General features: G+C 42.4%; 22 protein-coding genes. 11 read left to right on the forward strand and 11 right to left on the reverse strand.

All coding sequences use genetic code 11. The annotated features are described in order from the left end of the window. Window positions 1-2: 2 nt before the first annotated feature. The 3 genes from ACZ48L_RS09870 (at window position 3) to ACZ48L_RS09880 (ending at window position 1,959) form a co-directional block, all read left to right on the forward strand. The gene (locus ACZ48L_RS09870; protein ID WP_025790670.1) at window positions 3-563 is read left to right on the forward strand and encodes a hypothetical protein; all 561 of its coding nucleotides are present in this window, start codon (window positions 3-5) and stop codon (window positions 561-563) included. 536 nt (window positions 564-1,099) lie between these two features. Further along, entirely contained in the window at window positions 1,100-1,516 is a 417-nt protein-coding gene (locus ACZ48L_RS09875; protein ID WP_025790669.1) for a helix-turn-helix domain-containing protein, read from the forward strand. Beyond that, the gene (locus tag ACZ48L_RS09880) at window positions 1,516-1,959 is read left to right on the forward strand and encodes a hypothetical protein (RefSeq protein WP_025790667.1); all 444 of its coding nucleotides are present in this window, start codon (window positions 1,516-1,518) and stop codon (window positions 1,957-1,959) included. The genes ACZ48L_RS09875 and ACZ48L_RS09880 overlap by 1 nt, the downstream gene beginning before the upstream one ends. Before the next feature lie 246 nt (window positions 1,960-2,205). On the opposite strand, the gene ACZ48L_RS09885 is transcribed toward ACZ48L_RS09880, so the two are convergent. Continuing rightward, window positions 2,206-3,477, reverse strand: a complete 1,272-nt coding sequence (locus ACZ48L_RS09885) for a DUF3078 domain-containing protein (protein WP_008823246.1) — start codon at window positions 3,475-3,477, stop codon at window positions 2,206-2,208. A gap of 864 nt (window positions 3,478-4,341) precedes the next feature. On the opposite strand from ACZ48L_RS09885, the gene ACZ48L_RS09890 reads away from it, so the two are divergent. The 4 genes from ACZ48L_RS09890 to ACZ48L_RS09905 all read left to right on the forward strand — a co-directional run bounded on the left by ACZ48L_RS09890 (window position 4,342) and on the right by ACZ48L_RS09905 (window position 11,776). Then, complete coding sequence (locus tag ACZ48L_RS09890) at window positions 4,342-5,952, forward strand: CTP synthase (RefSeq protein ID WP_008823247.1); 1,611 nt, start codon at window positions 4,342-4,344, stop codon at window positions 5,950-5,952. Further along, window positions 5,952-7,877: a membrane protein insertase YidC gene (yidC, locus tag ACZ48L_RS09895; protein ID WP_025790665.1), complete on the forward strand. Its 1,926-nt coding sequence runs from the start codon at window positions 5,952-5,954 to the stop codon at window positions 7,875-7,877. The genes ACZ48L_RS09890 and yidC overlap by 1 nt, the downstream gene beginning before the upstream one ends. Before the next feature lie 2 nt (window positions 7,878-7,879). Continuing rightward, on the forward strand, window positions 7,880-10,045 hold the full coding sequence (dpp5, locus tag ACZ48L_RS09900; RefSeq protein WP_025790663.1) for a dipeptidyl-peptidase Dpp5: 2,166 nt from the start codon (window positions 7,880-7,882) through the stop codon (window positions 10,043-10,045). Window positions 10,046-10,153: 108 nt separating this feature from the next. Beyond that, entirely contained in the window at window positions 10,154-11,776 is a 1,623-nt protein-coding gene (locus ACZ48L_RS09905) for an MFS transporter (protein WP_025790662.1), read from the forward strand. A gap of 384 nt (window positions 11,777-12,160) precedes the next feature. Here ACZ48L_RS09905 and ACZ48L_RS09910 read toward each other — a convergent pair whose 3' ends face one another. Then, the gene (locus ACZ48L_RS09910) at window positions 12,161-12,700 is read right to left on the reverse strand and encodes a TFIIB-type zinc ribbon-containing protein (RefSeq protein WP_025790660.1); all 540 of its coding nucleotides are present in this window, start codon (window positions 12,698-12,700) and stop codon (window positions 12,161-12,163) included. 292 nt (window positions 12,701-12,992) lie between these two features. Between ACZ48L_RS09910 and ACZ48L_RS09915 the strand changes: the two genes are divergently transcribed. Continuing rightward, on the forward strand, window positions 12,993-14,687 hold the full coding sequence (locus tag ACZ48L_RS09915) for a putative transporter (RefSeq protein WP_008823252.1): 1,695 nt from the start codon (window positions 12,993-12,995) through the stop codon (window positions 14,685-14,687). Between the two features lie 508 nt (window positions 14,688-15,195). Here ACZ48L_RS09915 and ACZ48L_RS09920 read toward each other — a convergent pair. Together ACZ48L_RS09920 and rfbC are read right to left on the reverse strand one after the other, a co-directional pair. Continuing rightward, window positions 15,196-15,987: a DUF4738 domain-containing protein gene (locus tag ACZ48L_RS09920; protein ID WP_025790658.1), complete on the reverse strand. Its 792-nt coding sequence runs from the start codon at window positions 15,985-15,987 to the stop codon at window positions 15,196-15,198. A 3-nt stretch (window positions 15,988-15,990) separates the two neighbouring features. Continuing rightward, entirely contained in the window at window positions 15,991-16,545 is a 555-nt protein-coding gene (gene rfbC / locus ACZ48L_RS09925; protein WP_008823254.1) for a dTDP-4-dehydrorhamnose 3,5-epimerase, read from the reverse strand. Between the two features lie 139 nt (window positions 16,546-16,684). On the opposite strand from rfbC, the gene ACZ48L_RS09930 reads away from it, so the two are divergent. Together ACZ48L_RS09930 and ACZ48L_RS09935 are read left to right on the forward strand one after the other, a co-directional pair. After that, a complete protein-coding gene (locus tag ACZ48L_RS09930) occupies window positions 16,685-17,674 on the forward strand; it encodes an HU domain-containing protein (RefSeq protein ID WP_008823255.1) in 990 nt (329 codons plus the stop codon). A 25-nt stretch (window positions 17,675-17,699) separates the two neighbouring features. Next, a complete protein-coding gene (locus ACZ48L_RS09935; RefSeq protein ID WP_025790654.1) occupies window positions 17,700-18,245 on the forward strand; it encodes an FHA domain-containing protein in 546 nt (181 codons plus the stop codon). Window positions 18,246-19,288: 1,043 nt separating this feature from the next. On the opposite strand, the gene ACZ48L_RS09940 is transcribed toward ACZ48L_RS09935, so the two are convergent. The 6 genes from ACZ48L_RS09940 to ACZ48L_RS09965 all read right to left on the reverse strand — a co-directional run bounded on the left by ACZ48L_RS09940 (window position 19,289) and on the right by ACZ48L_RS09965 (window position 23,653). Continuing rightward, window positions 19,289-19,792 (reverse strand): Lrp/AsnC family transcriptional regulator, encoded by a 504-nt coding sequence (locus ACZ48L_RS09940; RefSeq protein ID WP_008823257.1) that lies wholly within the window; start codon window positions 19,790-19,792, stop codon window positions 19,289-19,291. Between the two features lie 98 nt (window positions 19,793-19,890). Beyond that, window positions 19,891-20,364: an ExbD/TolR family protein gene (locus tag ACZ48L_RS09945; protein ID WP_025790651.1), complete on the reverse strand. Its 474-nt coding sequence runs from the start codon at window positions 20,362-20,364 to the stop codon at window positions 19,891-19,893. Then, window positions 20,361-20,912, reverse strand: a complete 552-nt coding sequence (locus ACZ48L_RS09950) for an ExbD/TolR family protein (protein WP_025790649.1) — start codon at window positions 20,910-20,912, stop codon at window positions 20,361-20,363. The genes ACZ48L_RS09945 and ACZ48L_RS09950 overlap by 4 nt, the downstream gene beginning before the upstream one ends. After that, window positions 20,909-21,424: a hypothetical protein gene (locus ACZ48L_RS09955; RefSeq protein WP_025790647.1), complete on the reverse strand. Its 516-nt coding sequence runs from the start codon at window positions 21,422-21,424 to the stop codon at window positions 20,909-20,911. The genes ACZ48L_RS09950 and ACZ48L_RS09955 overlap by 4 nt, the downstream gene beginning before the upstream one ends. Window positions 21,425-21,801: 377 nt before the next feature. Next, complete coding sequence (locus ACZ48L_RS09960; protein WP_025790645.1) at window positions 21,802-22,620, reverse strand: MotA/TolQ/ExbB proton channel family protein; 819 nt, start codon at window positions 22,618-22,620, stop codon at window positions 21,802-21,804. A gap of 559 nt (window positions 22,621-23,179) precedes the next feature. Continuing rightward, complete coding sequence (locus ACZ48L_RS09965; protein ID WP_025790644.1) at window positions 23,180-23,653, reverse strand: Lrp/AsnC family transcriptional regulator; 474 nt, start codon at window positions 23,651-23,653, stop codon at window positions 23,180-23,182. A 166-nt stretch (window positions 23,654-23,819) separates the two neighbouring features. Here ACZ48L_RS09965 and ACZ48L_RS09970 point away from each other — a divergent pair, with 166 nt between their 5' ends. Beyond that, on the forward strand, window positions 23,820-24,944 hold the full coding sequence (locus ACZ48L_RS09970; RefSeq protein ID WP_219491804.1) for a 5-methyltetrahydropteroyltriglutamate--homocysteine S-methyltransferase: 1,125 nt from the start codon (window positions 23,820-23,822) through the stop codon (window positions 24,942-24,944). Between the two features lie 429 nt (window positions 24,945-25,373). Here ACZ48L_RS09970 and ACZ48L_RS09975 read toward each other — a convergent pair whose 3' ends face one another. Further along, window positions 25,374-26,081, reverse strand: coding sequence for a response regulator transcription factor (locus ACZ48L_RS09975; RefSeq protein WP_025792647.1), 708 nt, complete (start codon window positions 26,079-26,081; stop codon window positions 25,374-25,376). Between the last annotated feature and the right edge of the window lie 75 nt (window positions 26,082-26,156).

A 26,156-nucleotide genomic window follows, 5' to 3' on the forward strand; every position in this document is an offset into this window, starting at 1 on the left:
CAATGAGTAAACAAACGAAGTTATCACGGATTATCAGTACAATAATCCTCGGAATCATCCTTGTCATTGGAGGTGTTATATCCTGTAAGCACAGCCATACCATAGAGGGACAAGGCGAAGGTGACACCGTTGCAGCAAGTGAATTCGAACCACAAGGGGCAGAGAAGAAGCTGTCAATCAACCTCAACAGCATCACATCTGTGAGGTTCCCGAAATATAAACTGTCCAAAGCAACGCCCATTATCCCCGACTCTATCAGCATGGCAGCCGACGAAGAGACGGTAAGCAGTGGTAATTATGCGGCAACATTGATTCTTGATACCATCCCAAACAAGGATTTCTACGACCGAGTAGATGCTGCAGCACAACATGACACATGCTGGTCCATCAACAAATTTGCCTACACTTATCTCCATCGTGACAAACAAGGAGGCATGTATAAGATAGTCTTCAGCAAGGGCGGTACGCAGATCTTCGTCACACATGTGAACAGAGAACTGGCTAAAATCGCTACAACACCAGGGAAAGAAAAGGGTAAAAAGGATAAAAAAGCAAAGAGATAAAAGCCTTAACTCCCCTTTTTTATCCATCATAAGAGTAGTAAATTGTAAAAAGAAATCATAGTATATAAATCAATACATGCCCTTTTGCACTTCAAAAGATGCCCTTTTACATTGCAAAAGGGCATCTTTTATCATGTAAAAGGGCATGTTTTACAACGTAAAAGGGCGTCTTTTACAACCCTGTTTGTAACTACTTGATATTCCAAAGGTTACAAACTTCATTTTTCAAGATTATCACCTATTTTGCATACAAAACCCTCTTACATTTTGTAAGATAATCTTCCCACATCTCTATATGTGCACAAACGAAACCAAACTGAGAATAAAAAGATATAGATAAGTTCATCTTCAATGCCATCAAAAACAGATGCAAATAGACTGTCAGAGCACAGAATACAGTAACATAGATACAAAACCGACTCTTATTCAACACGATTAGGAAGAGTAAATAACATTTGTTAAAATAGAGAATAAGTACTGAAATATTTGCATATATCCGAATTATCGCGTAAATTTGTGGCATAAAGGCATGGTGTATGAGTAATAAAAAGAAAACCAAGAACGTCTTAAATGACCTTCTATCAAAGATAGATAAGGTTGCACTTAAGAAGACTAGCAATCGTATGATGATTGCTTTAAAGATAGGAAATGCACTGAAGAACAGTGGCTTATCACAGAAAGAATTCGCCAAGAGATTACATAAATCAGAATCGGAAGTATCTTCCTGGCTCTCTGGTGATAGGAACTTCACAATTGATACACTCACTGAAATATCATTGATGTTGAACATTTCATTGTTAGACACATCTATGAACAACGTGTGTACACTGCCTTCTACTGTGTTTTTACCTATAAAAGACAAGGGTACTAATGCTGAGATTTCTATGAAATCCCAATGGACTTGCCATTTAGGGTACATTGATTGTAAGTCAAAAGTTCAAAAAGTAGGCTAATGAAGAGTGATATAAACATAGAATATGGCATCATTGAATTACAAGAAGAATCGTATAAATTCAATTATGACATCGACCTTTCACAACTAGACAAAGCGAAGTTAGAATTCCAATTTGAGCACAACATAAGCGTATCTACCCAACCGGAAGGTGTCATTATTACAATGCGTGTGCATCTAATGTACAATGCAGAGGAAGTGATTCTACAAGGTGTTAGGGCTGTATTTGCTGTCAAACCATTCCATAATTTCGTAAATGAGATTCAAGAAGATGGTTTTGAGGTTACCAATCCTTCCCTTATCGATACTTTTATAAGTGTATGTATTGGTGCTATCCGTGGTATGTTGGCAAAGAATCTTAAAGGAACGCCTATAGAAAGTGTGGTATTACCCTTGGTTCCAATGAAGGTTATTAGTGCCAATTCAACCAAAAAGAAGAAATAATACTATCCCATTTACAACGCATCAGATAAAACATTAGCAGCAATTTCCCTCATATTACGGAAATTGCTGCTAATGTTTTCTTATTGAATAATAAACCCTTTTCCTACCAATTCATAGAAGATTTATAAAGAGTTTCGGGCTGATTCATAAGCCATATACCAATCCTCTACTAACGATGTACCCTGAAGAACTAACGAAATCAGCAGAAATCAAGCCACAATCTTCAGACTTCAAGCTCTGAAAACATCAGAAACTGAACTGGAAACCAACGGATGCGAACTCCTTCAACTGGAAGTAAGCATGACGTGAATCACGTGCTACACCATCGTCAAAGCGCGGATAAATAAACAGCTGAGTTGATATGTAACGGTTGAATTGGAAGGAGAATGTATTCTCCCACTCCACCTCCGAACGCCTATAAGTGGTGTAACCATAGAGTCGGGTACGCCATGTGAGCATCTCCAAGAGCTTCCATTCCAAATCAATTGTGCACTCCGAACCGAAGTCATGTAGGAAATGATGACCCGTTCCGATACCCAATCGGTCTGAAAGTTCAAGCATTCGAGTATATTTCAGGTTATAAGCAAGAGGCGCAATATGGAATGTTCCCTTCAAACGATGGCCCAACCAGTCGGCAGAATAGTCCATACCAAGAGAGATATTGATGTTTGCTGGGGAGAGAAAAGCCGAATAAACCGTTGGATCATTCGAACGATAAGACTTCCCAAACTGCGTATATCCGATGAACTGAACGGTGTAATACCATTTCTTTGTGGCTTGTAGACCGAACTTTGAAGTAAGACGAATGAGGTCATCTGTACTCTTCACACTGTGCAAAGAGTCGGAACGGCTACTCTGCATACCATATTTCAGCTCCAATCGGTTACTCCATTTCACCTTTTGTTTATTGTTATAATTGGCGTCCATGACGACTGCAGCAAGGGCAGCATAGTTACTTTCACCACCTTTATACCAGTTGTCCGAGACGTAATTCTGCAAGAACTGCAGGGAATAGCTGCCACTGTAAGTCCAGAAATTAGGACGTACGACCATCACTTCCACAGGTACTGTGGCTGGTTCTACAGGCTTATCGTTCACCTTTTCAACCAAGTGTACGTCATGAACAATCGGTTGTTCTATCTCATTCAGCTTTGTCTGCTGTGCCTGAACAGCATCATTTGTTGTCCAAACAAGGTCGGGACGCGTCAGATAAAGTCGCATCAGTTCCGTGTCATAAGAGCTCTCGGGCTTGCCAAGGGAGAACATATTCCCAGCAACATCCCTATAGAATGTCAACGGAAGAAACAGTCTTGAACTCCCTCTCCCACGGATTTTCGATTGCTTTTTCGTGTTTTTTACGCTAAAGATACTGTCCTTCAGCCATGCCAGAGAGTCGGCATACTGTTTGGCAACACCTGTCGACGGCACGTCATCCTTGACCACTGACACACGACGTTGCTGTGCTGCAGCACCCAAACTAACTAAAAAAAACACTGAAAGTAAGATCCTTAATCTCATTATAGCATGCTTAATTTTCTGCAAACTTACATCAATTTTTTCGAATAAAGAGCTTCTTTGACAGAAAAATAAGTGTTTTAAACCATCTTACCACTCATTAAACCTACAAAAACACAGAACAGATGCGCTTATTTTCTATCTCTTTCCAACTAAAACTGCAGCAAGAGAAGCAATGTAAAAGCATGTTTTTCCAGCCTTCAATCACAACAAATTAAGTTGAGAACCACACCCAATAAGAAGGTAACACAAGCAGACTTAAAAGAAGATATATGAGCGATTACAGAAGAGAACAAATGCTACTTTTGTAAAACAAATTACCAATTGATTTTTAAAAGAGGCTCTTTTGCATTCTAAAAGATGCCCTTTTGCAATGTAAAAGGTGCCCTTTTGACGTGTAAAAGACGCCCTTTTGCAACGTAAAAGACGCCCTTTTACAAGCCTGTTTGTAACTAACTGAAAACTATAAGGTTACAAAGTCGGGGAAAGACGATTATCCTTCATTTCCCATCCAATAGCATTTCAAATATTGTAAGTTTATTTTGCCACGCAAGAATACCACTATTTTACCGAAATAACATCGACAGAAAAAAACACACAATTACGAATATTCAGTACGATTACCCCCACTTTGGAACAGAAATTTACAAAGGCATGAAAAACAAACAACCCATTTAATCCCGTCATAATGAAATCATTGTACAAGAAAACATCCCACAATTACACGATAAAACAGAAGCAAAAGACAGATGAAAAAATAATTGTTGGATAACAAGAGTATTCTATGGAAAATTCGTATCTTTGCACATTAGTTTGAAACCAACGATAAACGTTTTACAAAGACAATAATTAAACATACATACAATCGTGGCTGAAACAAAGTATATCTTCGTTACTGGTGGCGTAGTTTCCTCACTTGGTAAAGGAATTATCTCGTCATCTATTGGCAAGCTTCTTCAAGCGAGAGGCTACAACATCACCATCCAAAAGTTTGATCCATACATTAACATCGACCCAGGAACGCTGAATCCGTATGAACACGGTGAGTGTTACGTGACTGTTGATGGGATGGAAACCGACCTCGACCTCGGTCATTACGAACGCTTTACAGGTATCAAGACCACCAAAGCCAACTCTATGACAACGGGACGTATCTACAAAAGCGTCATAGACAAGGAGCGTCGGGGTGATTATCTTGGCAAAACGATTCAAGTTGTACCGCATATTACGGACGAAATAAAACGAAACATCAAACTACTTGGACAGAAATATCACTATGATTTCGTGATAACAGAAATCGGAGGAACGATTGGTGACATCGAGTCAGCACCGTTCCTGGAGGCTATCCGACAGATGAAATGGGAACTAGGGAAGCGTGCTATCAACCTTCACCTGACGTATGTTCCTTATCTGAAGGCTGCCGGTGAGCTGAAGACAAAGCCTACACAGCACAGTGTTAAGGAACTGCAGAGTGTGGGAATACAGCCAGATGTACTTGTTTTGCGCACAGAAAAGCATCTTGATGACGACATCCGCAAGAAGGTTGCAGCCTTCTGTAACGTCGATTTCGACTGTGTCGTACAGAGTGAGGACCTCCCTAGCATCTACGATGTGCCTATTAACATGCTCAATCAGGGCTTGGACGAAGCCATTTTACGTAAGTGTGGTGAGCAGATCGGTGATAAACCAGCTCTCGGACCATGGAGAGAATTCCTCGATAGACAGCGTAAAGCAACGAAAGAGGTACACATCGGACTCGTCGGGAAGTATGATTTGCAGGATGCTTACAAGAGTATTCGTGAAGGATTGTTGCAGGCTGGCGTTTATAACGACCACAAAACAATCATTACTTTCATCAATTCAGAGGAACTGACAGAGCAGAATGTAGAAGAAAAACTCAAAGGTCAGGATGGTGTTGTCATATGTCCGGGCTTCGGACAACGTGGTATTGAGGGAAAGATTATCGCCGCTCACTATACCCGTACACATAATATCCCAACCTTCGGTATCTGTCTTGGTATGCAGATGATGGTTATTGAGTTCGCACGCAACGTCCTTGGATATAAAGATGCCAACTCACGTGAGATCGACGAGAAGACTCCACACAATGTTATTGACATCATGGAGGAGCAGAAGAACATCACGAATATGGGTGGAACGATGCGCCTTGGAGCTTATGAATGTGTGCTCCGTCAGGGTTCACATACGTTCAACATCTATAAACAAGAGCACATTCAGGAGCGTCACCGCCACCGTTATGAGTTCAACAACAGCTACGAGAAAGAGTTTGAGAAGAACGGTATGATGTGCGTCGGACGTAATCCGGAGAGTGAACTCATTGAGATTGTTGAGATACCAGGGCTGAAATGGTACATCGGTACACAGTTCCATCCAGAGTATCAGTCAACGGTTCTCCATCCGCACCCACTCTTCTTAGACTTTGTAAAAGCATCAATTGAAAATCAGAAAAAGAAATAATGGATAAGAATACTATCGCGGGCTTTGTCTTGATAGCCCTCGTTCTCTTTGGATTTGCATGGTGGCAGCAGCCATCAGCTGAACAATTAGAGCAGCAAAGAAAGGAATTCGTGAAGGATTCTATCGCCGCTGCGAAGAAAACACAGGCTGCAAAGGTTGCAGCAGCAAAGCAAGTACAACAGAAAACAGCTGCTGCAGCTGACACGACTGCCCTGTTCCACACTGCATTGAACGGTCAGGCACAGGACATTACACTGAAGAACAGTAAGGTGGAACTGACCTTAAGCACTAAAGGTGGTGTCGTTAAGAAGGCAGTTATCAAGAATTATGTAGGCCATGATGTCACCGTTAAGGATGGATCTAAGGACCAGAAGAACGTTACACTGTTCAGTGGTGACGACCAAAGTCTGAACTTTATGTTGGCAACAAAGGATGCTAACATCGAGACAAAGGACCTTTTCTTCACTCCAACGAACGTTACTGATACCACAGTAACACTCACTGCAACAGCAGGAGCAGGCAAAACGCTTACCTTAAACTATACGTTAGGCAAGGATTATCTGCTCCATATGTCTCTACAGGCAGATGGAATGAGTGGTATGTTCGCCCCGAACTACAACCAAATGGATATCAACTGGCAGGATAAATGCCGCCAGCAAGAGCTTGGTTTCACGTTCGAGAACCGTTATGCTACGCTTACCTATAAGAAACATGACGGTGGAACAACACAGTTAAGTGAGACTTCAGAGAAGGAAGAGACTACGGAAGAGCCTTTAGACTGGGTGGCTTTCAAGAATCAATTCTTCTCTGCTGTGATGATTTCAAAGGATAATTTCGCGCAAGGAGCCAACTTGAAGAGTACACCTTTGGACAAAGAGACACACTATCTGAAGGATTATGAGGCAAACATGAAGGCTGCTTTCGACCCAACAGGTAAGCGTCCATCAGAGTTTGAGTTCTATTTTGGGCCTAATGACTTCCGCCTTTTGCAGGCAGTTGAGAAAGAAAGCAGATTCCATAAGGACCTTGATATGCAACGATTGGTTTACCTTGGTTGGCCACTGTTCCGTATTATCAACCGCTGGTTTACGCTTTACGTCTTCGATTGGTTGAGTAAAATCTTCCCAATGGGTGTCGTATTGATCCTCATCACCTTATTATTAAAGGCCATCACCTACCCTATGGTGAAGAAGAGTTACATGAGTTCTGCAAAGATGAGAGTGCTCAAACCAAAGCTCGATGAGGCTACAAAGCAGTTCAATAAGCCTGAAGATCAGATGCAAAAGCAGCAGGCAATGATGCAGAAATACTCTGAATACGGAGTCAGTCCGCTATCCGGCTGTCTGCCAATGCTCATCCAAGCACCTATCTGGATCGCCATGTTCAACTTCGTTCCGAATGCTATTCAGTTGCGAGGACAAAGCTTCTTGTGGATGAAAGACCTCAGTACATACGATCCTATCTTCTCTTGGGACCACAGTTTGTGGCTCATTGGCGACCATATCTCACTGACTTGTATCCTCTTCTGTGGTGCTAACCTGCTTTATTCATGGTTTACTATGCAGCAACAGAAGGACCAGATGGTGGGACAACAGGCTGATCAGATGAAGATGATGCAGTACATGATGATGCTCATGCCACTCTTCTTCTTCTTCATGTTCAATGATTACTCATCCGGTCTGAACTTCTATTACTTCGTTTCTCTATTCTTCTCAGCTGCCATCATGTGGGCATTGCGCAAGACAACAGATGATTCGAAGCTATTAGAGATACTCGAAGCAAAACGAGAAGAGAACAAAAAGAACCCTAAAAAGACGAGCGGTCTTGCTGCACGCATGCAGGCTTTACAGGAAATGCAGAAGAAACAGCAAGAAGATCTACGCCGTAAGCAAGAACAACTAAACAATAAAAAGAAGGGTTTATAGCCATGAACAAAAATCTAACTATCGCAATGACCGCCGCAATGCTTATGGGTGGCGGCGTTGCACAAGCACAAGACGTGAACATCGGAAAGAACAACATCACGCTGAAAAGTGACCTCATGACACCTGAAGCCTTATGGGCTATGGGGCGGATTGGGGCTGCACAGGCATCACCTGACGGCAAGAAAATCGTCTATCAGGTGGGCTATTACAGTGTAAAGGAGAACAAAGGACACCAAGTTCTTCATGTTATGGATGCCAATGGCAAGGATGATCGCCTGCTGACGACCACTGCCAAAAGCGAGACTGACGCTGCCTGGCTCGACAATAACACATTGGCTTTCCTCTCAGGGGGCCAACTTTGGACGATGAATGCAGACGGTTCAAACCGAAAACAGCTCACACATTCTGATATAGATATCGAAGGATTCCGCTTCTCACCCGACCGAAAACGTGTCGTTCTCATCAAGAGTATACCTTATTATGGTACTATCAAGCAGAATCCATCCGACCTTCCTAAGGCTTCTGGTATGGTCATCACCGATATGAACTACCGCCATTGGGATCATTATGTGACCACAAATGCACATCCTTTCGTAGCAAATGTCACTGCAAACGGGGTAGATGCAGGAGTTGATGTACTGGAAGGTGAACCGTATGAGAGCCCTTTGGCACCATTCGGAGGCATCGAACAGATCGACTGGAGCAAGGATTCAAAGCAGATTGCATACACTTGTAGGAAGAAAGAAGGCACCCAATACGCCATTTCTACCGATGCCGACATCTATTTATATAATGTAGAGACACGTCAAACGGTGAACCTTTGCAAGCCAGCTGGCTATGTTGAGCCAAAGATTGATGCAACAAAGAGCATGCGCAACCAGGCTGTTAACCATCAGAAAGGTGATATGAACGTAGGTTATGATGTGAATCCTAAGTTCTCACCTGACGGTAAATACATTGCATGGCAGAGCATGAAGAACGACGGATATGAGAGTGATCGCAACCGTTTGTGCGTATATGATCTGGCAACAGGCAAGAAAACATACGTCACAGAGAGCTTTGACTCAAATGTAGATGACTACACATGGGCACCAAACTCTAAGGATTTATATTTCATTGGAGTATGGCATGCAACTGTGAACATCTATCAAACGAACCTGAAAGGTGATGTCAAGCAACTCACAACAGGCGACCATAACTACGTAAGCATCTCACTTTTGGGCAACGATGGTAAGAAACTGCTTGCTATTCGTCAGAGTATCCGACAGGCAAATGAAGTGTTTGCTGTCATACCAGCCAAGAAAGAGAAGGCAAGTGAGCAGGTTCAGCTCACCTTTGAGAACAAACATATCTACGATCAGTTGGCACTTGGCGATGTACATGACCGTTGGGTGAAGACAACTGATGGTAAAGAGATGCAGGTTTGGGTAATCACTCCACCCCATTTCGACCCAAATAAGAAGTATCCTACCCTACTCTTCTGCGAAGGAGGACCACAAAGTCCGGTGTCACAGTTCTGGAGTTACCGTTGGAACTTCCAGATAATGGCTGCCAATGGGTATGTTATTATCGCACCAAACCGCCGCGGTCTGCCTGGATATGGCAGTGCTTGGAATGAAGAAGTAAGTACTGACTGGACCGGACAGTGCATGCGCGACTATCTATCAGCCATTGATGACGCTGCCAACAACCTACCTTACGTAGACAAAGACAGACTCGGTGCCGTTGGCGCATCCTTTGGTGGATTCTCAGTTTACTTCCTTGCAGGTCATCACAACAAACGTTTCAAGTGCTTTATTGCCCATGATGGTGCTTTCAACCTTCAGAGTATGTACACTGATACAGAAGAAGCTTGGTTCAGCAACTGGGAGTATGATGATGCTTACTGGAACAAAGACCAGAGCGAAGCAGCCAAAAGAACATACGCAAACAGTCCACATCTTGATGTAGACAAGTGGGATACACCAATCCTATGTATACATGGTGAGAAAGACTATCGCATCAATGCCAACCAAGGTATGGGTGCTTTCAATGCTGCACGCCTACGGGGCATACCAGCAGAGTTGCTTCTCTATCCTGATGAGAACCACTGGGTACTGAAACCACAGAATGGTATTCTATGGCAACGCACCTTCTTCAACTGGCTTGACCGCTGGCTTAAGAAGTAATCATAACCGACAGTTAACGAGTAAACAAGTAGACAGGCAAACAAGAAGAATGACGCTTCGAGTGCTAAGGCTTGTGAACTCATACACGAATAAACTAATCATTATATTATGACTGATAAGATTCAAACTACGTTGAGAGACTCCGCAGCGATGCGTTGGACGGCTCTCCTATTATTGTCCCTAGCCATGTTCTGTGCCTATATCTTCGTGGATATCCTTTCACCTATTAAGGAATTGATGCAAGAACAGAGAGGTTGGGACTCAACAGCCTTCGGTACTATGCAGGGATCAGAGACCTTCTTGAATGTCTTTGTATTCTTCCTTATATTCGCAGGTATCATCCTCGACAAGATGGGTGTACGCTTCACGGCGATTCTTTCAGGTGCTGTGATGTTGACAGGTGCACTCATTAAGTACTATGCCATCAGTGATAGCTTCGCAGGAAGTGCACTTGATATCTGGTTCACAGACCATCTTAACCACATCCCAGTATTCGAACAGTTAGGTGTTTCGCCATTCTATGAGGGCATGCCAGCCTCTGCAAAGGTTGCAGCATGTGGTTTCATGATCTTCGGTTGTGGAACGGAAATGGCAGGTATCACCGTCTCTCGTGGTATCGTAAAGTGGTTCAAAGGACGTGAAATGGCGTTGGCAATGGGTTCAGAGATGGCTCTGGCACGTCTCGGTGTTGCTACATGTATGATTTTCTCACCGTTCTTTGCTAAGCTTGGCGGACATATTGACGTCTCTCGTTCCGTTGCTTTCGGTGTGGTTCTCATCTGTATCGCATTGATGATGTTTGTTGTTTACTTCTTCATGGATAAGAAACTCGACAAGCAGACAGGGGAAGCTGAAGAAAAAGACGACCCATTCAAGATCAGCGACTTGGGCAAAATCCTCACCAGTATGGGTTTCTGGCTTGTTGCTCTACTCTGTGTTCTCTATTATTCAGCTATCTTCCCATTCCAGAAGTATGCTGTAAACATGCTCCAGTGTAACCTTACTTTCCATGAGTTACCTGCTGATTCCTTCTGGGCATCATCCAGTGTGACCATCGTTCAGTATGTTATCATGCTCGTTGTAGCTGCAACAGCCTTCATGTTTAACTTCATGAAGAACAAAGCAATGAAGAATTCAATGCTTTGTCTGTCTATCCTTAGTCTTATTGTTTACTGTTACATGGGTTACATGAGACAGTCTGCAGAATCCATCTTCGCTGTGTTCCCACTCCTTGCAGTAGGTATCACACCGATCCTCGGTAGCTATGTAGACCACAAGGGTAAGGCTGCTTCCATGCTTGTTTTGGGTTCATTACTGCTGATTATCTGTCACCTCACCTTTGCTTTCGTTCTTCCTCAGTTCAAGTCAAGCCAGGTTGGCGGTGTCATCGTAGCCTATGTAACCATCCTTGTATTGGGTGCTTCGTTCTCACTTGTGCCTGCATCATTATGGCCAAGCATACCAAAGCTGGTTGATGCAAAGATCATTGGTTCTGCATACGCACTGATTTTCTGGATTCAGAACATCGGACTTTGGTTGTTCCCATTGCTCATTGGTAAGGTATTGGATAAGACTAACGTTGGTGTTACCGACCCAACCAAGCTCAATTACACCGCTCCTCTTATCATGTTAGCAGGTCTCGGTGTCATCGCACTCTTCATTGGTCTTGCCTTGAAGGTCGTTGACAAGAAGCGTCACCTCGGTCTTGAGGAGCCAAACATCAAAGAGTAAGACAGCGTAACACACGCATCAAAGAATAAAGATCATCCCCATGCGCATCCTAAAGATGTGCATGGGGATTTTCTTTTCATCATGTTTCAGAATATTACCTATAAGCTCTGCAGCAATTACAAATATCTTTACAGAAAAGTATTGTCCATCTTCTATAATTCATTCCCAAGTCCTTCATTTTCGCATTTGTAACCTATAGAATATCAAGAGGTTACAAAGAGGCTTGTAAAAGGTGCCCTTTTGCATGGTAAAAGACGCCCTTTTGCAACGCAAAAGGGCATCTTTTACTTTATAAAAGAGCATAGATTAAAATGTCTATGGGAAGAATTCTTACAAAAGAAGGGGATAAATCAAGAACTGGAAGGCTGATTAGGACAATCCAGTCTACAATGAATTCTTAATTTCAATATAGTTTTTGAAGAGCCATGAATGACCTTCTGCAACGAGTTTCACAACTTCTGCACAGATAAACAGTCCGATAAACACCGACAAAATAAACAGAAGACTGAAACCAAAGAATATCCACAGATCGCCATCAGCATACTTCTCCTGAAACCTGCGAAGCCATGATGACGTTGTGACAGTGGCATTCTTCAGCGTCACACCAGCATGAAGGGAAGCCTGAAGAACATGTTGGGATGCACCATTGAGCTTAGCACGCATCTCAGCTAACTTCTCCTTAGTAGGCATACTGATGACATGCGTCTTTGCCACAGGCATGTTTTCCATCTTTTTTGCCTGTACTGGGGTGACGTCAACCAATGGAACTACCGACCGTGCACGCGTACGTGACGGTTTAGGAGGGTCGAATCTGCAAGTCAAAACATTACCGCAGTAAGGGCAACGATACTTCATTGTCCCGTAATTCTCCGCTTCAGCCACAAAATCGCGGCCACATTCATTGCATTTGACAGTATACCTCATGACGTCACAAAATTATAAAAAATACTTGAATTCACTGCATGAATCCTAAGAAAACCATACGTCAGTATATAAAAAAGGTGAGAAAGGAGTTCTCGGAAGAGCTACAGTTCTCACTTAATTATCCACTATCCAACCCGTCAAGAAGACGGTTTTTCCCCGCTAATAACAAGCACTGTGACTACAGATAAAACCTATACTTACCATTTTGGACAAAGTAAATGAAAATTACACACCGTTCCTTAGATTATATGCAAGTAAATAATTACCTTTGCAAGCAATAATAATAATACTTATGGATTGGTTAACAAATTTATTTAAAGTCCAGGACACGGTAGCCCATATCGTGTTACTTTACTCCATTGTCATTGCCTTTGGTGTCTACTTAGGCAAGTTGAAGATCGGAGGAATCTCACTTGGTGTCACCTTTGTGCTCTTTGTCGGCATCTTAGCTGGCCACATTGGCTTCACAGGTCCACTGCCTGTACTGAACTTTCTTCAGGATTTCGGCCTTATCCTGTTCGTCTTCATGATTGGTTTACAGGTAGGACCAGGCTTCTTCGAGAGCTTCGGAAGAGGCGGTATTAAGCTTAATTTACTGTCATGTGTGGCTGTAATGCTCAACATCAGTGTGATGTTTGCCTGCTATTACATCTTCTTTGACACCAGCAACTTCCGTAATCTGCCCATGATGGTTGGTACTCTTTACGGTGCTGTCACCAACACTCCAGGTCTTGGTGCAGCCAGTGAAGCCTTGCACAGTGTGTTCAAACAAGGGATGGACTTCGACATTGCTTCGGGTTATGCATGTGCTTATCCTCTCGGAGTGATTGGTATCATCGGTGCAACACTTGCCATTAAGTATATTTGTAAGGTAAATCTGAAAGTAGAAAACGATAAACTGAACGAGGAAGAGGCTGAGAATCCACATTCAAAACCTCACTCTATGTATCTTAAAGTAGCCAATGCCTACATCACAGGTAGGACACTTAAGGAGATATCAGAGTTCCTTAACCGTGACATTGTCTGCACACGTATCATGCATGAAGGCGAGTTGAAGGTGCCAAACCGTGACACTGTCTTCGAGATGGATGATGAGATTCTCATCGTTTCTGCCGAAGGTGACGCTGCAGCCATCAAGGCTTTCATTGGTCCGGAGATAGTTGTTGACTGGCATGAAGAGGACCAGCCACAGCCAATGATCAGTCGACGCATCGTCATAACGAACAGTTCTATGAACGGAAAGACACTGGCTAAGATGCATCTTGGTTCTATCTATGGCGTCAATGTGACACGTATCACACGCCAGGGTATGGAACTTTTTGCCAGTCGTAACCACCACTTCAACGTTGGTGACCGTATCATGGTTGTCGGACCAGAAGAGAATGTGAACCGTGTTGCCGAACTGATGGGTAACTCTGAGAAGCGTTTGAACGCTCCAAACATCGCAACCATCTTCATAGGTATCATCGTTGGTATCCTCTTCGGTAGTCTTCCAATCGCCATTCCACAGATGCCTGTACCTCTGAAGCTTGGTTTGGCAGGTGGTCCGCTTATCATTGCCATCCTCATTGGGCGTTTCGGATACCGTATGCACTTAGTAACTTACACCACAACATCGGCAAACATGATGCTACGTGAGATGGGGTTGGCGCTCTTCCTCGCCTCTGTCGGTATCAAAGCAGGCGCAGGATTCTGGGAGACAGTGGTACAAGGCGATGGTCTGAAGTATGTATATACAGGCTTCCTCATCACGATTATCCCAATATTAATCGTCGGAACAATAGCCCGAATGAAGTATAAATTCAATTACTTTACCATCATGGGTATGATTGCCGGAACCTATACTGACCCTCCAGCACTGGCTTATGCCAACTCAATCTGTACGGGTGAGGCACCAGCCATTGGCTATTCAACGGTTTATCCGCTAAGTATGTTCCTCCGAATCTTCACTGCCCAGCTGATAGTTCTGTTCTTCTGCGGGGCTTAGGTACGGATGATTGAACAGTAAAGGGGACACATCAGGTGTAATAAACACATATCATTCACATATGAATAGCACCTGAGTCATCCACATACAACCAACTAAAAACGTTGGTAACAACACCAAACAGGGGGAGTACTCATACCGAGTACTCCCTCTGTCCGTATCTATTGGCAATCAAAACATTCCCTGTTATCCTTCAAAAATACAGTTGTCTTCCATCAATCCTACTCTCTTTACCCCATATTTGTCCAACTCCTAGATAGCATCAATTCTACATTTGCGGTCTTTTCTATCCCCTTCTTCATCGCAGCAAACACCTGAAAAGAAGGCAATAAATACCAGAGAACAAGGCAATAGCATGACATATTAAAAGTAATAGCAAGCCTATTTGAAACTAAACTGCTTTTTTGTAGAGTTAATTTAAGCATGAAAGAGATGGCAAACAAAAAGCTGTAGAGAAGCATGCGTATGCCTTCTACAGCCTTCTTATGTATGAATAAGGAGCCAGATGCTACCTTAATTTCTTTGTAATCTTACCATCTGGTGTTATACGAAGCTCAATAACGTAGCTTGTGGAAGCATCAGGAATACCGATGATAACGTCATAATAGAGTGCTTTATCATCTGCATGCGTAAAGTAAAGCTTCCTAAGAATACTCTTTTCAAGGAAGTCTTTGCTGATAAGTGACTGGAACTCCTGCTTCCGAAAGTTGTGTGAGAAGACGAGTTTGTCATGGTTCAGCAGGTTCACTAACGCCACATTGTCGAGATACATATTATCAACTTCAACTCCATCATCGTTATATGTCGACTTAATAACCTGGTCCGACGTTGTTTCTACATGTACTTTACTCTGGAAATAGCCCAGATCTGTGCGTACAATGGTGTCCTGTGACTGTTCATCAAACGTGTTCATCGCATAGACATGATAGTTGAAGAACGTCAGAAGGGTCTTGTCTCCACTCTTTACCAACCGTACTTCGTCACCATTTTGGTTCAGAAATTTCAGCAGATGTGGTGCCTGTTTCGTTATCTTATATCCATTAATGTGCTGTCCTTGTAGGTAGAGCGTGTCCTGATAGATCCAGAAACGCACCGGCATACTGGCTGAATCAGGATAGAAAATACTGTCACCCTTTGCCAACATAGCTGGGTCACTGCTCTCTCCATTCGTCCATATGCCCTGCATCATCTCCTTTGCCTGCTTGTCTTCATGCGACATCTGATAGCCAGCATCTCTGTTTCTGCAAGCCGACAAAGCCGAAAGCGCCACTAATATATATATAATAATGTGACTTTTCATATACTATTCAAACAGCTTAGCATCCTTCAATGCAAAGCCTTTATTGAGATCTTTGTCTGACAACAGCACGTCCTTAGCGTCAATAGGCCACTTGATACCAATCGTTTCATCATCCCAACGAATGCTGGCTTCAGCCTGTGGAGCATAAACATTGTCCACTTTATATGTAAATATAGCTTCATCCGAGAGAACAAGGAAGCCATGTGCAAAGCCACGAGGGATGAAGAACTGACGCTTATTGTCCTCAGAAAGCTCCACCATAACATACTTTCCAAAGGTTGGAGAGCTCTTGCGGATATCTACAGCCACGTCAACAACGCGCCCTTTAATCACTCTTACGAGCTTAGCCTGTGAGAAATCACCAGCCTGATAATGCAGTCCACGAAGAACACCATAGCTTGATTTCGACTCATTGTCCTGTATAAACTCTACGTGATGGCCCACATGTTCGTCGAATTCTGCCTGTTTGTATGACTCAAAAAAGTAACCACGCTGGTCATTAAACACTCTAGGTTCGATGATCCAAACCCCTTCAATCTCGGTCTTTATATATTCCATAGGTTATTTTAATTTTACCTTTCGCAAAGATAAAAAGAATTATTGACATGTAAAAGGAATATAAACTTTTTCATTCTATCGAGGATATTTTAAGATACGACACTTGCCTCTTTCAAATAAAATAACTAATTTTGCAAACGTGACAAAACTCGAACGACATATAGAAATCCTCCTTTTGAAGAATGACTGTGTCATTGTTCCGGGGTTAGGTGGCTTCGTTGCGCATCATATCAAGGCACGATATGATGAACAGGACGGCATGTTTCTGCCTCCTTATCGCACCTTAGGATTCAATGCACAGCTGACGATGAACGACTCATTGCTCGTGCAATCGTATGTCGATGCCTATGATCTTAGCTATCCAGAGGCACTGTCACAGATAGAAGAAGAGGTTGCTGAACTCTATCATACATTAGAGAATGAAGGATGTGTAGAGCTCAATGGCCTTGGAAAACTTTATACTAACGCCGAAAGGAAGCTACAGTTCGAGCCTTTCGAAAGCGGTATTCTTACTCCGAACTACTATGGTTTAAGTAGTTTCGAACTCCCATTACTACGTCTCAAGCGTGCTACTGATGCATCAGCCATTGCCGATGCCAGTGCAAACAAGCATAAAGTAATATACATTGATGCTACGAACAAGAAGGATAAGCGCATCAGTATCAGCGTGAAAGCCTTCCGTAACAGTGCTGCTGCAGCTGCTTTGCTGGCTGCAACACTCCTTATTGCGTTCCCAATATCCAACCGTAAAGGTCTGCCGGAGCAGCAAGTGAAGAGCGGAGTACTGTATAACATCTTCGATTCCAGCGACACTTCCAATGCTTCTGCACAGGTACGACCAGTCAGAACTGCCACTGTTGAAGCACAAAGGAGTCTGAAGAAACCAGAAGAAAACCCTCATTACTGGACGATAGTACTGGCAAGTCATGTCACAGAGCCCAATGCTCGAGCTTACGTTGAGTACTTCCAGAAACGTGGATTCAGTGAGACACGTGTCTATGAGGGCGTTGGCAGCATCAAAGTTCTTTATGGTTTTTACGCAAGTCAGCATGAAGCTTACGCTAAATTGAAGTCTATGAACACAACACCGGGCTTCAAGAAAGCATGGGTTCTTGAGATTGGACAGTAACAACGATTATTTATTCCCTTTATTTATGAAACGTGTCAGATGTCCGAAGTGTGATAACTTCATCACATTCGACGAAACAAAATACAGTGCAGGGCAGCGCCTTGTCTTTCAATGTCCCCAGTGTGGGAAGGAATTTGGTATCCGTATAGGGGTCTCAAAACTAAGAAAGACACAGAAAGAGGAGAACGAACAGCCTGATACTGACGCTGATGAAGGTAAGTATGGAACACTGAATGTGATTGAAAATGTGTTTCATTATCGGCAGATTATCCCTTTGAAAATGGGTGAAAACGTCATCGGACGCTATCAAAAGGGCAATCCTATCAACTGCCCCATCGAGACTGTAGACCCCAGTGTGGACATGACGCATTGTATAATCACCGTTAGTCGCAACAAGAAGGGTAAGCTTCAGTACGTATTACGCGATGGTCCGTCGTATACAGGTACGTTTGTCGACAATGAAATCCTTGGTGATCGGGAGCGAAGAGTCATCAGTGGGGGTACGCTTTTCACCATTGGTGCAACGAGTATCATCCTCAATACACCAGAAGAAGAGGCTGAAGAGAAATAGAAAAGTAAAAAGATAGGAAGCGGAAATACGCCTTAGCACTATAAAAAAGAGGAGTATAATAAGGATAAAAGACTGCTTAGAACAGTAAAAAAGCAAAAGAGAAAAAAGATAAAAACTAAATAATAAAGACAAAAGGATAAGGACACATGTCCTCGTTGGTCCGCATTGGAGAGCATAGAGAGCGGAAAAACGAGGGAATGTGTCCTTATTTCTTTCAATAAAAAAGAGCAATTTATCTTTTGATATATCCTCTCCAGTAGACCAATATGAGGATTTTCTGATGAGAAAACATTGTAAAACACCAAGAAATGATTCTCCATAAAAAGGCATTGTAGGGCTTCAGTACCACCTCTCCATAAGTCTTCTTTATCAGAAGAAATACTCCAATAATCTATTCGGGAGTCTAAGAAAGATTCCCAAACATAAAAGTTCAATAACTAATCAACCACCATAGAGAAAGTAAAAAACCAATGAAGAATACGTAAAAGAAATTCATAATAAAATCCTATCGATAACCTTTGGATTTTCAAAGGTAGACAAATTGGATTGTAAAAGACGCCCTTTTGCATTGCAAAAGATGCCCTTTTACACTGTAAAACATGCCCTTTTGAACCGCGAAAGGGCACCTTTTACTTTGCCACTTATAAGCTATTGATTATCTGATGGTTACAGATTCGCAAAAAGAACGAATCCCCTTCCTACTCAATTATTAGGCATTCTTTTTATTGTAAGATATTTTCCTACAATGTAATCTGCCATTCTTTTCAAGGTATCAAACAAGATGATGCAATACAATTCAATAAAGAAAACAATTCAGACAGTAGCATATATAAGCATTATCAACCAAGAATCACAAAACAATAGCCCCTAAATCAACCTAAAAAACAGTTGCCTTCCTTACAAAAAAAGTACAAAAAAAAGGTACGTCACACCGACGTACCCATTCATCTTTTCACCTTTGAAGACTGCAATCAATGCCCACTACATTCTCAATAATAATTCAAATATAGTCTTTGTCTTCTATGTTTTTACTACAAACAATCCTATTCTTCCTCGTCATCAGAGAGAATCGTATCCGCAACACGCATACCACTGATAGGCAGAGTACGGTCGATAACAGCATTGTAAGAGATAGAACTCTCACTACGTGACAAGCCTAATGGTTGCAGTTTGTCATGAATAATCTCCATAAGATGGTGATTGTTATAAGCATACATCTTCAGGAAGAGGTCATACTCACCTGTTGTATAGTGGCATTCAACCACCTCTGGAATCTGACGGAGTGCCTCAACGACATCATCAAACTTCTCTGGATTCTTCAAATTCAGACCTATGAACGCACAAGTTTCATATCCAATACGCTCTGGATCAATAATAAATTCGGAGCCTTTCAGTACTCCAAGGTTCGTTAATTTCTGTATTCTCTGATGAATTGCAGCGCCACTAACGTTGCAAGCTCTTGCTACCTCAAGGAAAGGAATTCGTGCATCTTCAGCAATAAGACTCAAAATCTTCTTGTCAAGACGATCTAAACTTCTGTGTGCCATTTCTTATTTTCTTTGTTATTTGGGACAAAATTACAAAAAATAATTCAAATACCAAAAGGAAAAAGATAAAATTACTACGGATTAGAACATCATCTTCCTTAGTACTTGATACTGTGACTCATAGTAGCAGAGAAGTTCACATTGAGGACATTAGCTTCCCGAAGCATCTGTTTAATGTCAAGTATAGTCCCCATATCTGCCCTACGATCAGCTTTAATACTCACACTCAATGCCTTACGATCTTCAGGAGGCAGTGAAGCAGAAAGGTGCAGAAGATAATTCTTTATTGCGGGTATTGTTGTGATTTTATCATTCAGTTGTATGACAATATTCTTACTTATTGCCTCTCCTTTTTCGTTCATTGGATAGCCAACATATATATACTGTACACTCGATTTATTGACCAGTCGGGAGAGTTCTGTGGCTGTTGGCACTTGATATTTGACGTGTACCGTGGTCTTACGCATGTGTACAACGAGCATGAAAAAGAAGAGAATTGAGAATATTAGGTCGGGCAATGAAGCTGTGTTCAGTGCAGGAATCTCATGATTACGTCCACGATAGAAACTCATTCTGCCCCTCCTTTCTCCGTTGTTGTTGGTTTATTTGCTGATACAGCATAGACTTCTGATACCCGAATAGGTACCTCATCAGCAATCTGTTGTTGCTGTTCAGTACTGCAAAGGTCAAAAGATTTACCAAAAAGGTCGGATGCTTTACTGTTTCTAACGGCATTATAAGCTGCAACAAGTGCATTCTGAACATGCAGATAGGTATCATAAGATGCTTTACGGTCGGTCTGTAATTGTATGAGATGGCTCTTTCCGTTAGCATTAACGAACTGTTCAGTACGCTGACGTATGTCCTTCATACTGACATTCTTACCATCCATAGTAACCTTATTATTAGCATCTATCGCCAAGCGGATGACCTTTCGTCCGTCAACAGCAGTCTGTTGCTTCTGTTCTTTCTCCATAGGTGGAAGCTGACGGGCTATCCCTTTGTCGAGATCCATTGATGAAGCGACAAGGAAAAGAATCAACAACATAAACGAGATGTCCGCTGTTGACGTCGTATTTAAGCCTGGCACCTTACGCCTTTCCCGCTGTCGGAACATCATTTCATGCGCTCCTTTCTATAATAACGTGTAGCTCCGAAGATCACAACACCTGCTGCACAGAGCAGAAGGAACAACGAACTGTTGACAAACATGTCCGAAATGCGTAGCAAGAAGGTGTCCGAGAAGTTCTGACCGTTGATAATCATCGTCTTTGCCGAGCCAAAAACAAACGTCAGAACAAGGCAAAGGAAGGTTGTACCATATACGATTGTAGTAATCTTTCGTGCTGGAACACCATTTGAAAGACGCTCATTATTACGTGCAAGACGTACACTTCGCACTGCTGCAATGCCTGCTGCAACAACAGCAATACCGAATAAGAACCACATGAAACCAATCAATAAATCAGTCAACATGGGTGCATTGAAAGATGAATCGGCTGCAAAAGGTTCATCAAAACCTATGAGATAAAAGCACAGAAAGACTGCAACCACAAGCCCTACCATCACGTAAAGTATGCGCTGTGATATGCGTTCTTCGTCCATTTTTACCAATCCTTTTATTTTCTTCATTGCTAAAATCGGTTATTTTTATGGGGAGTTAGAGAAGCCAAAGGAGCCAAGAGAAGCTACGCTAAAGGCTCTGTTGTGAGTTAAAAGGAGCCAAGAGAGTAAGACATCAGCCCCAAACTCCATTCTCAACCTCACACGCACGGTATGCTCTCAATACTCTTTTCCTTCTCCTTTTGAATGATAATAAACGAGAGAAGCGCCTCATCTCCCCCACTTTTTGAATGAGAATAAACGAGAGAAGCTACTCTTTTCTTTCTCCTTTTGGGTGAAAACAAGGGAGAGAAGCTACTCTTTTCTTTCTCCTTTTGGGTGAAAACAAGGGAGAGAAGCTACTCTTTTCCCTCTTTTTATGGATAAGAATAAGCGAGAGGAGCTACTTATTTATTCACTTTATACTTCATTATCGCATCCAAAAGGGAGATAGCTGACTCTTCCATCTGGGCTGTGATATGCTCTATTTTAGAGAGGATATAGTTGTAAAACACCTGCAATACCAAGGCAACAATGATACCGAAGATGGTTGTTATCAATGCTACTTTCATACCAGCAGCAACGATTGTCGGACTGATATCCCCTGCTTCCTGTATCTGATCGAATGCCATTACCATACCAATCACCGTTCCAAGGAATCCCAATGACGGTGCCATGGCGATGAAAAGCGTGATCCAAGAGCAGCCTTTCTCAAGGTTGGCACTCTGAACACTACCATATGAGGTGACGCTACGCTCTATATTCTCTATGGAATCATCAATACGAAGCAAGCCCTGATAGCATATTGACGCCACCGGACCACGTGTATCACGACTCAGATCCTTTGCTCCTTCAATGTCACCAGCAACGATCTTATCCTCCAACTTACCCATAAAACGTTTCGCATCAATCTCTGAAAGACTCAGATAGATGATACGTTCTATGCAGAAAGCCAGTCCCAGAACAAGTGCCAAAGCGACAAGTGACATGAAACCGGCATTACCTTCGATGAACTTCTGCTTGAGTTCCTGATGAAAACCTGCGTTCTCTTTGTTCGGTTTTGCCGTTGTCTGGTCAGCAACTCCCGTTTCATCAAGTGCTGCATCAGACAAAGTATCAGCACTTGCAACAGTCGTTTTAGCCCCAGCAACCTGTGCTGACGCCATCATTGAGCAAGAGAAAGACAGTGTTGTTATTATTGCGAATACTGCAATTAGTTTCTTCATAACCATAAACCAGTAGTGGTCTCCTTATTTATTAAGACGTTATTCCCATTTACCAAGGCGTCATTGCCTCTTTATTATCTGCGCAAAGGTATATAAAAATGTAATAACCGCCAAATGTAACCTTGAAATAATGATTTGTCAATGGGTTTTTGAAGCGTTTCGTTCTCTTCCCTTTACGGTGCTAAAAGGGGAATGAAGGATATGCCATCAGGGCTTTGTTATAAAAGAACTACCCATGAACAACTCTATAAAAAACATACTTTATGCCACTGCCACAGGGTAAACAGGAGAACCATTACTACTCCTATCTAAGTTTAAAATTACTTTGCTGTCACTTTTAACATATCCCATAAGCATCTCATTCCTAACGTTTTGAGAGCTAAAAAAGGGTGACAGCAGTGACAGCAAACACAGAAACGGAGAAAGAACAACCCCGTTCTGCCACCCTGTTGACTACCCACAGAGAACAGATTAAGGACAAATGTCCAATCGCTTTTGCACAAAACCTTTCTTCTTTAAGTACAATTCCGTCCCACAAACGAAGTAAATGGAGGAGTCCTTACACTACAGGTACACCACGTGTGTTCTTTGTTTCATCAATAACAAAGATACTATGCAGACTTCCGATACAGTCTATCGTACCCAAAGTGTTGAGCATAAACTGCTGATAACGCTTCATATCACGTGCATAAACCTTAATGAGGAAGTCGTAATCACCACTGGTATTGTAACACTCCGTTATCTCATCTATACTCTGAACAACATCCATGAACTCCTGAATCAGCTCTTGTGTATGCTGCTTCAGACGGATGTTACACAGCACCATGATGCCATTCCCCACCCTATGTGAGTTGACAACAGCCATGTAACGCTCGATGTAACCCTCCCGTTCCAACCGCTTCTGACGCTCGAAAACGGGCGAGGGAGAGAGGTGAACACGGGCTGCAAGCTCCTTAACTGTCAAGTGTGAATCACGCTGAAGGATACGAAGTATCTTCTTGTCTATATCATCTAACTCTGTATTGTACTCCATTTCAAAAACTATTCATTATGCAGAATAATATTCTGTCATATCTATTAAATTGCGGCAAAGTTAGTATATTTTCCCGAATAACACCGAATATTTTGAGAATAAATACCTTTTCCATAACTTTGCAACCACAATCAACAATGACAATCAAAATAAAAAGAAAAAGAATATGAGTAACATTAGAACCCAAGCACCATACAGGGCTGACATCGTAGGAAGCTTTTTACGTCCAGAAGAACTGAAAGAAGCAAGAAAGAAATTCAAAGAAGGACAGATTAGCCATGCCGAATTGAAGGCTGTTGAGGACCGTCTCATCACCGACCTCATTGCCAAACAGAAGGCACACGGGCTGAAAGTGATTACTGACGGAGAGTTTCGCAGAAGCTATTGGCACTTGGATTTCATGTGGGGACTCAATGGTATAGAGGAGATTGAACTTGAACATGGATACCAATTCCACGGAGAAGAGACCACACCAGGCTCTATTCAGCTGACGGGACGCATCTCTGGTGAGAACCATCCATTCGTAGAACACTTCAAGTTTGTGAAGCAATTCGAGGAAGAAGGGGTTACTGCACGACAGACAATCCCTGCTCCTGCACAGTTGTTTGCCGAACTTTTCCGAGGTGAAAATACAAAGAATACGTTGAAATACTATCCCGATACGGATCTACTGATAGAGGATATTGCCAAGGCTTACCGCCAAGTGATTGCTGATCTGCATGCTGCTGGATGCCGTAACATACAGTTTGACGACTGTACATGGAGCATGGTGGTTGACAAAAACTTCTGGAAAGCTCTCGGAGGAGACAAAGATTCACTCGAGACTTTGGCTAATAACTATCTGAAGGTAAATAATCTGGCACTCGAAGGAAGACCGTCAGATATTGCATTCACCACTCATACCTGTCGAGGAAACTATCATTCCACCTACGCAGCAGAAGGAGCTTATGATCCCGTTGCACCGTTCGTCTTCGCAAAAGAGAATGTTGATGCTTTCTATCTGGAGTATGACGATGCCCGTTCTGGCAGCTTCGAACCACTGAAATATATCCCTGAAGGTAAGATAGTAGTGCTCGGACTCATCACAACCAAGCGTCCTGAACTTGAAAATCCTGACGAAATAAAAGCCAGAATAGCTGATGCAGCACGATACATACCGCTTGAGAACCTCTGCCTCAGTCCACAATGTGGCTTTGCTTCCTGTGAGATTGGCAACAAACTGACCGAAGCTGAACAGTGGGCAAAGATTGATCTTGTACAGAAGATTGCCGCAGAGGTGTGGGGAAAATAGAAGAGACTGCAGATAATGGGGACAAAGACTGAATGCCGATGAATCCATTATCGCAAGTTAAGAAATACTCTTACAAAGAGAACAAGAGTATTGTTAGTAAAACAAACGAAAACTAAGAAAAACCAACTTTGTAACCTATAGAGTATCAAAGGGTTACGACGTGCTTTCCAAAAGGTGCCCTTTTACGTTTCAAAAGGGCACCTTTTACACTGTAAAAGGGCATGTTTTGCAATACAAAAGGGCGTCTTTTACAATGCAAAAGAGCATGTATTGAAAAGCACAAGAGGAATTAATTTGACAAAGGGGAACATTACCTGCAATAGCATAAACGCACTTTGAGGCATTTTTCATCAGGTATTCAGGCTTCTCTGCACAACACATGAACGCATATGAAGACCGTTCTACGTCTTTAATTCCAACTCGTTATTATCAGATAAGCCCCTTTCTTCTGGCAATATTCACAGCTTCAATCATACTCCCTGCCCGTAATTTCTCCCGTATATTCTGCCGATGTCGGTTGGCAGTATAGATACTTATGAAAAGCTTCTGGGCAATTTCCTTGCTGGAAAGGCCTTCACTGACAAGCAGAAGGATTTCTTTTTCCCGTGGAGTTAGCTGTGGAACGGTTTCATTCTCTACGGAGATAGGGACAATTTCACCCGTAACACAGTGCTTCATATGCACACGTACGGGCAGATTATCCCCCTGTTCGGGAGCGATTTCTATGATACCCAGTATCAAACAGTTGTCCTCCGTCACCTCCATAAACTGCCGCTGGTGAATCACTCTCCTATAAACGCCATCAGGAGCCAAGCCCCTATACTCATAGATACATTTATATTGGGTTTGCTCTTCTTTGGGAAGTGTGGAAAGAAAAGTGGAGATTTCAGCGTCAATCTGATTCTTAAGTGCCAAGTCGTCTGGGTGAATACGATCCGTAAGGGGGTAATCCTGAACCTTATCACTACCTTGTTCAGGGATATCATCATAACCAAAGAGAGAGAACTTGTCGGAGATAAAGTAATAATGCCCGTACTTATCCACTATATAAACAGCGTTATTACCTATCTCGGAGAGCATCTCAGCATAGGGAATATACTTCTTGACAAGTGCCTCAAGAGGATGGGTAGTGTTCATTTTCGTAAATGGTTATTTCTGCGTATTGCACCTTTTGAGGTACAATAGTAATTTTGCACCAAAGTTAAGAAAATA

It is taken from the genome of Prevotella histicola, assembly GCF_055385135.1.